The organism is Aeromonas sp. TS_SC_11 (genome assembly GCF_057318915.1).
The window spans coordinates 4145885-4157633 of the sequence record NZ_CM170470.1 but is presented as its reverse complement, the minus strand read 5'-3'; the positions used below and the strand labels follow the sequence as shown (position 1 = coordinate 4157633).

Sequence of the window (11749 nt, the reverse complement as noted above, 5' to 3'; positions counted from 1 at the left end):
GAGGGGGCGGCTAAGATAGCGGCAGTAGAGGAGAGGGTCACCATGCAGTCATTTAATTGGGTCGATATTGATGGCATTCGCTATAGCTGGGACGGGCAGGGCAGCATTACCTGCACCGGCCAGTTTGGCTATCAGGCAACCATGGCGGGTGACCGGATTGACGGGCTGGATCTTGAAAGCGAAGATGGCGACGTGGCGGGTTCCCTCAATGTGGACTTCGCGGCGGCCACCATCGCATTTAATCCGGCAATGGATGCTGAGCCACCTCACAGGGTGGTGCTGGTCGGGCATGATGAGGGGCAGCAGGAGTATTCGCTGCAGAGTTTGAGCCATGCCTGCTTGCAGGATCTGCTCATTCACTCCGACAGTATCGACTGTGCTCCACTGACCACATCCACGCTGGCAGACCCCATTAGCCAGGTACAGGGACATGTTCTGTCGTGGGATTCGTTCCATTTTGATGATGAAGACCTGATCACTTCCCGCAGTGTCGCACCTGTTGCCTCGAGTCATCCTGAGCCGATGGGCAATGAGATCAGCATCAGTATCGATATGACCAATCAGGTACTGGATCAGATACCGCCATTGCACGATATATGAATCCCATTCAGCCACGGGCATAATGACCTCACTCTAATTGATTGAGGTTTTTTTATATGTGGCGTTCCCTTCTTACCCTTTCCGCTCTGGTTGTCAGTGCTCCGTTATTCGCGCTCGAAGTACCGCAAGCCCCACATCTGGTGGTTAGTGGTTATGCCGAGCAAAAGGCCGAACCCGATATGCTGACCCTCAATGTTGCAGTCACTGCGTTGGAAAAGCAGGGCATCAAGGCCAAGCAGCAGGTCGATAGCAAGGTTGCGGCCTTCTTTGGTCAGCTGGAAGGGCTGGGCATCAAGCGCAGCGATGTGGAAGCGGGCAACTTGGTGATCTCTCCCGAATATCAGTATCCGCAGAACAAGAAACCGGAACTGGTGGGATACCGTGCCCAGCGTCAACTCGCGGTCAAACTCTATCAGCTCGACAAACTGAGCGGGCTGATGGATACCGCTCTCAAGGCGGGTCTGGAGTCAGTCTCCCAGATTGAGTACGGTCTCAAGTCGCCGCAGATCATCAAGGAGCAGGCTCGTATTGGTGCGGTCGAGGATGCCAAGAACAAGGCGGAGTCCCTGGCCAAGGCGTTCGGCATGAAGCTTGGCAAGGTTTACAGCGTGGAGTACCGCAACAATACCCCCATGCCCATCTATAGCCGTGCACTCAAGGCCGCCGCCATGGCCCCTGCCGCCGACATGATGGAAAACAGTTATCAACAGCAGCAGATCAGCATCACGGACAACGTGGAAGCCGTCTTCCTGCTGGAGTAAGGGGATGGCCTCCGGCCCTGTCCCTCACCTGTCCCAAGTCCGAGGCTCACCCCTCGGGCTTGTTGTTTTTACGGCAGTTGTTTGCGCGCATCAGCGAGCAAGTGATATCGCCTGGCGGGCAGCAGTCTCCCGCTCTTGCAGGCTTGATGGCTTGCATCCCTGTGCTCAGCATCTGGCAGCAGGTAGAAGAGGGATAGAAAAATGCCGGTCAGTGACCGGCATTTTTAATGAAAAAACACAATAAGTTCAAGCCATTAACTTTAATGTTGATTTAATGCCCCCATATATCCCCCCACTTTTTTTCTAATGGTTTAATTCTGGTTTCAAATCGAGGTGCTACTGTTCCCTCACGTGGAGGTGTCGTGAAAGGCAGCTTTAGAGTACATTTGTACCAATACCGGCGTTGTTTCCCAAATCGATGCGGCTTGAATGGAACTAACTGAGGACTTGGTGATCTGAGCACCACCATCCTCTTCAAGTCTGCATCATGGCCACATCGCTTCACCCCATCACCAACTGGCCTAAATACAACAAGTCTTTGATTAACCGTGGTTCACTCACCTTCTGGGTTGATGCCACCGCCATGAACAACTGGTTCCACCACGACCATAATGGGCGGCGGGGCCGCAGCCAGCTTTACACTGACCAGACCATCTGTACCTTCCTGATGCTCAAGGGGATTTTCAGCCTCACTCTGCGGGCTACTCAGGGACTACTCGACTCCCTGTTCGAGTTGATGAATGTGCCGTTGTGCGCACCGGACTATAGCTGTGTCAGCAAGCGGGCCCGCACGGTGACAGTGGCCTATCGGCAGCCCAGCAAGGGGCGCATCACCGACCTGGTTATCGACTCGACGGGTCTGAAGGTGTTTGGCGAAGGCGAATGGAAGGTCAGAAAACATGGCGCTGAGAAGCGGCGAGTCTGGCGCAAGTTGCATCTGGCGGTAGACCCGGTGACCCACGATATCGTGGCGACGGAAGTCTCGCTGGAAAATGTCCATGATGCCGAGGTGTTGCCCACCTTGCTCAACCCTCTGCGGCGTAAGCTGGGACATGTTTATGCGGATGGAGCTTATGACAGCAAAGCCAGCCATCAGCTTATCTCGCGAAAAGGGGCGACAGCATGTATCCCGCCTCGCAAGAGCGCGGGGTTATGGAAAAAGGGGCATCCAAGAAATGAGGCCGTGCTGGTAATGCGCAAGGAAGGGCTGGCGCACTGGAAGAAGATATCGGGGTATCACCGTCGCTCGCTGGCAGAGACGGCGATGTATCGGTTCAAGCAGTTGCTGACGGGGAAAATCAGTCTGCGTAACTACAACGGCTAAGTGGGAGAAGTCATGGCGTATGTAAGCGCCATAAACAAGCTGAATACCCTGGGCCTACCTGTCAGAAAGCCCCGAGTGTAGCGGTCACCAGGGGCTGGGGAAGTCATGACTTGCTGGCTGATTTGGGAAACAACGCCGTCTTAAGCTGTTGAGAAGATTTGAGATTATATCTTCATCACTTTAAGAACACAGCCTAGACATACTTATCTCCCACAGAAACATTAAAGCGCCCGCTACACCACCGGTATCAGAGAGATCCCAGCAGAAATATCTTAATTATCTCATCGGTTAAACATCTTAAATGTATGGCGTTTAACCTCCGACATTGTGGAATGCACCTGAACCCTATCAATTTGATGTACAGTAATTGACTTGGGGTCAACCCGCAGCACGACATCCCTTGGGTCAGCGGCAACATCTGTTAAATAGCCTAGAGCACGATCAACATCCGGTGGTAGGCCAAGATAGGCAAAAATCTTATTGCCTGGTGGAACCTGAGGCTCTTCTTGACGCGGTGACCGAACCCGAACTACGTACTCCGGCTCCCATCCATCTTCAGTCCAATATCCACTATCAGCTTTGACCTCAGTACCTTTTGGATAAACTATTGGTTCAACTCTTGCAGCCTTATGGAACAAGACTACATTTCGCCCACTCTTCGATTGAACAGATTCGAAGATGATTCCATCTAGCTGTGGCTTATTCTCAGTTGCTAGAAAATCCGCTATAGCTTGCGTTACTAGATAGTCGAAGTCTTGATCATCTGGCATAACGGGCTTTGTTATGCGCCGACCTAATGAACGAAGGAACGCGGCCCTCTCGAGCCTTTCCTTATAGAGAGGATCAAAGAAGCTCCCATTCTCGTACACCCCCTCCAATGCGCTTAGGTCTAGAAGACGGAGCGGACGAACTATGAAAAACTTCGCGACCACAACGTCACTTCCAACTGGGGGACGGACCTCAGCAAGTGCGACATCAGCATCTGTTGCACCATAGAATACTGAAATACCTCGTGCATTCATTCTGCCAGATGCGGCAAAGCGGCCAGGAGGTGGACCAATATGAAGGTCAGGATGGCAAATTGCTTCTTTGAGTTTCTCTTTTGATTGGAAAACACGGGCACGATAGAGAAACTCAAATTCAGATTGCGGTCCAGCATTAACTACTACCTGACAATCGTCTCTAGTCTTACACTCATCAATCCCATCAAAAATTGAAGCAAGATAATCCGTTGCAGCTCTGCTGAAAAAGCGGGCTTCAGACTTCAGCGATTGTTCAAAGTTATTCCATTCCCACTGCCAAGTCTCATCACTAGCCCTTCTCTGCTCATAATAAGAATCTCCATCAAACTCCGTCTCTTCACCTATCTCTGCTAAATGGCGGTCATAGTGTTTATCTGCAAGGATCTCTAAAACGTCTTTCGCAGCATCTTCTGAAATTTCAGCAGTATTCACAATTACATCAAGGACTGGCTCACCATCACGATACCAGTCATACAAGGATTCTCTATCAGCCAACATCCGCTCCTGCAACGAATCAGGCTGATCTGACGTACGGATGAAATGGCGTTCTAATGCGGCCTCAACTGAGTTAGATAACTCATGAATCGCCCAAGATTTCGCGACCTCATCGCAATAAGAACATCCCCCTTCTACACCATTTCGTTCGATCTCGCTGGAAAGGTATGCCTCACCGACACACTCGTAACAAATACGCAATTCCCGTTCTTCATCGTTATTGTCACTGTATTGCATTAAATGTGCTCCCCAAGTGCTCACTCGCAATTAAAACCAAAGTACCTGACAAACCTCTCATTACCAGACCATTGGAGCATTCAATTTGGTGATTCAAAATTTCAAGATGCTCACGCAGCCGTCACCCTCTTATAGAACGCCGCCACCTCGCTCTCCTGAACATGGCACCAGGCCAGCACCGCTTGATAGAGCGGATACCACTGCCGCTCCCACTCACTACGACTCCAGCTTCCCAGGAATAGCTCGATGGCGCGGCGTACCTGGGGCCTCAGCCCGATACCGCCACAGTGCTGGCAGACAGACGGCCGTGCTGGCATCGCTATACCACCTGTATCAGCGATCTCCCCGCAGTGAAGGCATGAATTTGACCAGTCTGGTCAACTGTTGCTGGAGAGAGGCCGACTTCGAGAGCTGCGGCAACCTCTTTGGCCTTGGTGGAGCTTCTGGATAGATGCAGAGCACCTTGATGACAATCCGTTTGTAGACTTTCCCCTCCTCTTTTCGCCCTACACGGACTTCGGAAACCAACTCTACACTATGCAGCGTGCGCAAGTAGTACATTAGCTGGCCCGCCTCTCCACTGGGTATCTCAAGCACTTCGGCGACGTCGTCCAGGTCAAAGAAATCATCGTGAAGTAGTCCCCAGCCCGCCATCTTCAGAGCTGGCGCTCTCAATTTGCTATCCATTCCTTAAGCAACAACTCCTTACATGCATCAACAGATAAGGGTTAATCATCATGGCCTTGCTCAGCTCGCCGCCAGGCTTCCAAGAACTCGCGTACATTTGGGTCTGAAACAGCAATATCCTCAACACGAGGGCGGAACACATCTAGGTCAATTAATTTGGTCATTTCCTTTAAATCAACTCGTGTGATCCGATGAGCCACAAGATCACCCATCCCATCAAAACTCATCCCTTGGGTCCAAGCATATGAAGTAAAAGCTTTAGTGAGTAACTTAACGCCATGATCTGTTGTGAGCTGTGATGAAATCCATTCTCGTACTTCAGCACCATTGTCGTTTGTCAAATCTAACCAAGCGTATAAGAGAGATATAAACTTTTTGTGTTCAATTAGAGATCCATCTTCTGCTGAAATCTTTATACGTGAGTATAAAATCCCACGAAGCTCTTCAGCTCCAGCTTCAGTGGTCAAACAATTTTCAGGTGGTTCAGGATCACTACCTTCCTGAGGATAATAGTCTGCCCAAGCAGAACGTGAGAAATGACTAAGCCAACCAATAGAGGCAGAGTCGCAAGCGCGAAGCAATATGGAAGAGCGCTCTTCAAGCGACATTTTATCTATCGTTAAAGCACGTAATAACCAGTGCAGTCGGAACTGATTGTCACCCCAACCAAACCCTTTAATAGAATCAGCATCAACGTTAAGACTGTCAGATATAGAAAAAAGAGCAGTAAGTAATGGTTGAATCTTATCACGTGCCACACTTTCAGCGTGGGTACGCAACTCCTCTAACCATACGGCAGCCTTGGTTCCGCCTGCTCTACGGCTGATAGAGATTGCCTCTAACAGAATGCTTTTGACATATATAACGTCATCAGCTCTGGCCAATAAAATATTCAACTCAGCACTTGTAACCGTATCATCACTGATCGCAAAACGGAAATATGTATCAAAATGCCTAACCGAACAAACTCGGCGATCTATTGTCCATCGTCTTTCAGGGTCTCCTGCGTAAGCGATATTTCCCCAAATGGATTCAAGAGTAGGAAATAGACGTTTTAATACACGCCGAATTCTATCGTCCTCAGCTTTTGGATTGGCTCCAAAAAATAGTTCATTTAAACGCTGCTCTAACTCTTGTTTTTCTCGATGTTCATATTGTCGATTACCACTTAATACAGACTTGTTTTGTCGTATAGCTCGATAAATCCGTGGATGCAATAGTCGGAACACTTCCAATGCTAAAAAATCTGCACAGTTTACATCATTGGCCACTGCTGGCCATGACACGCTCAATGAGTTCGTATAGCGTATGACATCCCTTGGAGTACGCATTGCTGGTGCAATACCTTCGTAGAAAATATTCATAAAACGAACAGCATCCGCCTCAACAGCAGCCCCGCAGATAGAAACAATCTGTGACTGCAGATGTTGCTGAACATCAAAATCTGTTGGTTCAGGTAATTCGAACGAGGCTTGAACAATCTTTTCTAAATAATGTGAGCCCTCAGATGGATATCTTTCGCTGACAACTTTCTCCGCCAGTTCGCGGTCATAGGACAGCAAATACATAACGTTTGGCAAGCGCCCGACTGACTTAACTAGGCGGAAGATTAACAGAGCTTCATCAGGTGAGAGCCTGTCTATATCATCAATAATAATGAGGAAACGCTTCCCCTGCTTCTGTAACGTTTCTGATAGTTCAGAATGTAGGGATTCAACGCTTTCGTCCTGCTCAATGAGACTTGCAGCCCATTCCATTCCCTTTTCAGCAATACCTCCAACGATACCGGCTCCTGCAACTTCAGCGACTTTTCCTACAAGAGCACCAGCGCGAAGCAATCGAGCACCTAGTTTCGGAAGTTGTTTTTTTGCTTTGTCACCAAGACTTGGACCTAAGCCTGCATACAATTCTCTAAAAAAAGCGAGAGCTAGAGCATCTTCTCCCCTGAACCACCAACAGGCAAAATTGATAATAACAATCTCGTTAGCCTCGACGGCCTTGGCCAAATGGTGCTTGCAAAGATTAACTGCACTACTTTTTCCAGAGCCCCATGGCCCATTGAGACCGATAACAGCCCCTTGGGGAGACTTCATTCTGAGAAAGCTAGTCGCAAGAGCCCGGGCGAAGGGATCAACACCAAATCGGTCATCGCAAGGTACCTCGATAGGTTGGTCATTATAAGGTGTAAAATCAGACATATATCTTTCTCCGCACACTCAACATGCCGATGTCAAACTACTTTCAGAATCTTGCGACAAACACACCCAATAACTCTGAATATGACAGGTTTACTAGATTTGAATCGAATTCCAGTTGGTAATTAGGATACGGCAGTAATACTATTTAAAATGTGATAAATATTGCACAAATTTACAGGATTTATTTCAGAGCCAAAAGACTTTTGGTATCACGCTGCCGTCACTCGCTTGTAGAAGGCCTCCACGTCACTCTCCTGCATATGGCACCAGGCCAGCACAGCTTGATAGAGCCAAGAATACAGTGCGGCGCTACCGCATGATTGCAGCCGAGCGCGGCTATACGGTTCTTTACCGCCGCTTCAGTCGCCTGCTGGAAGCAGTCGAGAGCAACCGTGCCGATGGCAGTCTCCCAAAATTGCGACAGACGATATCCCGGTTACGATTGTTGATCCTGGACGACTGGGGTATCGGCGAGCTGACTGCGCGCAACCGCTTGGACCTACTGGAAATCATCGACGATTTCAGCTGTATGTGCTCGGTAACAATAGCGGCCCAACTGCCAGTCAGCGCTTGACACGACTATCTCGGTGAACCCACGGTGACAGACGCCATCCTAGACCGGCTGGTACACAGCGCCCATCGGATTGAGCTGTTCGGGGATTTGCTGCGAAAAACAACGTCTGTAGCGTGACCCGAACGAGCGTCGATAGTGAGTCGTTCAACCCATTATCGCCGCCCATCCAGAAAGGAGGGTTTATTGAACAAATTAAAAACACTCATTTGGGGCTATCGCAACTCCAATAGTCGGATTAACATTTCCGTCATGTTTTCAACATCCCGGTAGTGTCGATGAAATATCGGATGGGCGACCCTCAACCTTTGCGGCAATGCTGAAGCTGATTGCATTAATTTCCTAACTACTGGGCCCGAGCCTCAGCTGAAGGGTTCAAGGAGACAGTGTTGCGAATTCCAGTACAGGCGAGTGTCGCCAACATCGAGCGGGCCCTGCATGAAGCTGCTACCGCACCCAAGAATGAGCCCTTCATTTTGCCGTCTAACCTACGTCATTTTGGGGGCGGCGGCGAGGCGGCTTTGAACCAATTGCTGGTCACATGGGCCCAGCCGCGCCCTCCAGTCACTCTGAAAACTTACGTTGAAACACCTGAGCAGATCGGGGAACTAGTCCGTCGCCTGCCCGGGCTGACTGGCGCCCTTTGCGCAGGGGTCATCATGGGCGGTGGCAAAGCGGGAGATTTAACTCATCAGGTGCGTGATGCAGCGCTCGCTCGCCTAACAACGTTACTGAGCGCCAAGCCGAAAGCGGCTTATCGCGGCTCGTCGGTGGAAATTATCTGTGCAGATCATCTTGGGCGTAATGCACCTTATCTCCTCTACAAGACCGATAGCGGCCAAGCCCCCCAATTGCGGCCGCGACAATCCTTTACCTCGTTGGCTTCGTGGCTTTTGCGACAAACCGTGCCAGAGGCGTACCAGAACAGGATCGCGCCACAAATGCCTGAGGCCCTAGGTGGCATGATCTTTGAATTGTTCAAGAACACCGAGGAACACGGCCAGTCCGACGCCTTCGGCAATATTCTGTCGATGTCGATCCGCGCTATCAAGACCGTACATCATGGTATCAAGCCGGAAACGTTAGCCCAGATCGTGGCCGACTATCCCCCGCTCGCTCATTATTGCCGGTCCCTAGAACCGGCGGAAGATGCCGTCCAGACTCACCTGTTCGAGCTATCTATCCTCGATTCCGGACCTGGTTTTGCCGTCTCGCGTGCAGGCAAAACGCTCGTTGAGCTCAGTAGTGAAGAGGAAGAGGCCGCGGTGCGGGACTGCTTTACGACCTTCAGCGCCAAGGGAGGATCGCGCTTTGGACAGGGGTTACCACATGTGCTGCGGGTGCTGCGCCAAGAGCGGGGGTTCCTGAGACTGCGAACAGGACGCCTATCAATCCATGCCGACTTCTCGGACACGAATGTGGGGGAGGGCCATGAGGCCCTCCAGGTGTTCCGCCCTGAGGACGGGGTCCTTGCCCCGGTCGCTGGAAGTCTACTTACGGTCCTGCTACCACTGCGGAGGGGACGGTGAAATCACTATTTAGCTTGAGGTTCGACCTCCACCGTTTGAACGAGGCAGCGGAGGCCATCACACGTGATACGTTGATGGTCTTCGTCGCGGAACCAGAACTAGACCCAGAAGCGTTCGCAAGCATGATGGAGGCGGAGATAGAAATCAATCTCGTGCCCGACGAGGTGGCGATCATTGTGCGCGATCCGTCGTTTGCTGCCACGCTGGACGAGCTGACTAACCATTCGCTTCATAATTCAACGTTGGGTAGGCTTGGCCATAGCACTGTCACCCTAATCGGTTACAACAGCAATGGAGTTGAGAGTAGGCGCCACTATGTCGCAGGCACCATAGCTACCAATGGCATGACCATCGATGATGTGCGGCGCCGCGGGATCACCTTTATCTTCAACGAGCGACGAGGCTTCGTCGAGGCAAACGCCACTTATCATTTCGAGAACCCTTCGGGACGGCACACCGAGCGATTCATCCGGCTGTCTAACATATTGGCGCGTGGAGCGGAGATTGCATTTATCGGTTTCTGCTGCCTGCCTCAAATCGCCCTCTCAGTAACGAAGGCTTATCTTGATACGCCCTCGCTATACGCCGTCGTCGCCGCAATTAATGAGCAGCGTCGCTCATTTGCGGGTGCGCGTTGGATTCTCGCTGACAATTTCTCGTCCTATGCCGGTTTTGATCAATGCGCGTTTGACAGCGACGATAATGCAGTGGTGTTGATCTCTGCATCGTCTAGCGGCTCTCTCGCTGCTCGCCTCATCGACGAGAAGAATGTCGAGCCGCAGCGGATCGTGCATTTGCTGTACCTCGGGCAAAAACCGAGCACAACGCCAGTCGTTTGTGACCTTTTACGGGAAGCCCAGGTCAATCCCGCCGGATTCACGACTTTACCATCAGCCAACGAATCCGCGGATTGCCCAATGTGCGCTGGAGGCTCACACGCAATCAAGCTCCAGGGCGATCAGTTCGAGTTCGCAGGCCCCCAACAGGATGCGCTGCTGGTTGGGCTCGCCGACGCACCGAAGGGACTTTCAGCGCTGATGGGCCGCTACGCCTGCGCCGAAGTTTTCGAGGTAGGGCTCGGACGCATCGGTTTGAAGACGCCTCGCTTGTTTCACATAAACGCTGACAAGCTGCTCGAAAGCGCAGACTTTGGCAACAAGCTCGACTATGCTCTGCGCCGATCGCTACCGGCGCGTTTGTCGCATGTTATCGCCGCCGACCAACAGTCGCAGGCGCTTGCAAGGCGCGTGGCGGCCCACCTCGCCACGCCAGCACCGGTGATTGCGCGGGATAATATCGATGACATTCCTGCCAAAACGATCGAACCAATAGTCATTGTCGCAAGTGTTATTGAGAGCGGGAGGACATTGCTCGATATCAGCCGAGACCTGCGAAGCATCTCGCCCGATGCGCCACTAATGTACCTAGTAGGCATGGCGAAGACCACAGGCGAACCAAAGCGCGAGCGGCTTGAAAACAGCCTAATCCAGACGCACAACTATTTTCCCTATCAGTTTCTGACGGTCGACCAGATCGTGCTTCCAGCCTCATTCGATAATCATGCTTGGGCTGCCGAGCTCCAGTTGCTGATCGATCTGGACATCAGGAAACTGGTACCGGAGCAGTTGCTGCCTGTCGTAGAGTCGCGGATTGACCGCCTGCGTCTTGCGAGCCAGCCTATGGGCGATGACCTGTTCTTGGCTAATGCGCAGCAGCAACTCTTTCTCCAGCCAGGATTTGTGTTCTGGCCCAAAAACCTGCCGGAAAAGTCCGGACACAGGCAGGCGGACGTGTACTTCACGATCTCTTCGGTGCTGCAGCGGCTCCGTGCGAATGCTTTCGTACCCAGCGAGCGCCGGATTATCAGCAACTGGTTCCAGCAGACGCTCCTTGCGCCCGGCAACTTCGGCCGATTCAACGACGATGTGATTCAGGCCTCACTGTTACGCGCTGCTTATCCCTACGAGCTGAATTTCGCTGACACGGTCGCTGAGAGTCGTGAATTGGGCAGGTTGTTTAGGCGGGTCATCCTCGCCAGCCAGAGTCCTCGCGGCGGAGCTGCAAGTGAATTCCTGCTGGCGCTTGCCACGCGGCGCCTGCAATTGTGCAAGGACGATGTGGACTATGTGCTGGAGACTGAAGCGCCTGACATCCCGATGGTACGTTTCTTATTGAAGTCATGCCGGCACCGGTTATCCTGAAACGGCTGATGGATCGGTGGTACCTAAACTCCGCGAACGGCAGATTCTGGGAATGACGCTTGAACGGCAGGGTATTCGGGCTGGGGCTCATTGCCAACCTTCGCGGTTGCTGGCTGGCATTCAA

Annotated in this window: 8 protein-coding genes and 2 pseudogenes; 6 read left to right on the top strand and 4 right to left on the bottom strand. The window is 51.7% G+C overall.

Annotated features, from left to right (window positions below; genetic code table 11):
• Nucleotides 1-42 precede the first annotated feature (42 nt).
• The 3 genes and pseudogenes from AC1P02_RS19265 (at nucleotide 43) to AC1P02_RS19255 (ending at nucleotide 2766) form a co-directional block, all read left to right on the top strand.
• On the top strand, nucleotides 43-600 hold the full coding sequence (locus AC1P02_RS19265) for a hypothetical protein (protein ID WP_021140494.1): 558 nt from the start codon (nucleotides 43-45) through the stop codon (nucleotides 598-600).
• Nucleotides 601-656: 56 nt separating this feature from the next.
• Nucleotides 657-1361, top strand: a complete 705-nt coding sequence (locus AC1P02_RS19260) for an SIMPL domain-containing protein (RefSeq protein ID WP_021140495.1) — start codon at nucleotides 657-659, stop codon at nucleotides 1359-1361.
• A gap of 487 nt (nucleotides 1362-1848) precedes the next feature.
• Nucleotides 1849-2766 (top strand): annotated as a pseudogene (locus tag AC1P02_RS19255) (IS5 family transposase).
• 200 nt (nucleotides 2767-2966) lie between these two features.
• On the opposite strand, the gene AC1P02_RS19250 reads toward AC1P02_RS19255, so the two are convergent.
• The 4 genes from AC1P02_RS19250 to AC1P02_RS19235 all read right to left on the bottom strand — a co-directional run bounded on the left by AC1P02_RS19250 (nucleotide 2967) and on the right by AC1P02_RS19235 (nucleotide 7324).
• On the bottom strand, nucleotides 2967-4439 hold the full coding sequence (locus AC1P02_RS19250; protein WP_485182928.1) for an RES family NAD+ phosphorylase: 1473 nt from the start codon (nucleotides 4437-4439) through the stop codon (nucleotides 2967-2969).
• Between the two features lie 110 nt (nucleotides 4440-4549).
• Nucleotides 4550-4756, bottom strand: coding sequence for a hypothetical protein (locus AC1P02_RS19245; protein ID WP_235671704.1), 207 nt, complete (start codon nucleotides 4754-4756; stop codon nucleotides 4550-4552).
• A gap of 16 nt (nucleotides 4757-4772) precedes the next feature.
• Nucleotides 4773-5126, bottom strand: coding sequence for a hypothetical protein (locus AC1P02_RS19240; RefSeq protein WP_485182927.1), 354 nt, complete (start codon nucleotides 5124-5126; stop codon nucleotides 4773-4775).
• 41 nt (nucleotides 5127-5167) lie between these two features.
• On the bottom strand, nucleotides 5168-7324 hold the full coding sequence (locus AC1P02_RS19235; RefSeq protein WP_139737829.1) for a KAP family P-loop NTPase fold protein: 2157 nt from the start codon (nucleotides 7322-7324) through the stop codon (nucleotides 5168-5170).
• A gap of 316 nt (nucleotides 7325-7640) precedes the next feature.
• Here AC1P02_RS19235 and AC1P02_RS19230 point away from each other — a divergent pair.
• From AC1P02_RS19230 to AC1P02_RS19220, 3 genes and pseudogenes are all read left to right on the top strand, one after another.
• Nucleotides 7641-8015: pseudogene (locus AC1P02_RS19230) on the top strand (ATP-binding protein).
• A 269-nt stretch (nucleotides 8016-8284) separates the two neighbouring features.
• Nucleotides 8285-9424 carry a hypothetical protein gene (locus tag AC1P02_RS19225; protein ID WP_139737831.1) on the top strand — a complete coding sequence of 380 codons (1140 nt, stop codon included), beginning with the start codon at nucleotides 8285-8287 and terminating at the stop codon, nucleotides 9422-9424.
• Nucleotides 9421-11625: a hypothetical protein gene (locus tag AC1P02_RS19220; RefSeq protein WP_485182926.1), complete on the top strand. Its 2205-nt coding sequence runs from the start codon at nucleotides 9421-9423 to the stop codon at nucleotides 11623-11625. The genes AC1P02_RS19225 and AC1P02_RS19220 overlap by 4 nt, the downstream gene beginning before the upstream one ends.
• Nucleotides 11626-11749: the final 124 nt, after the last annotated feature.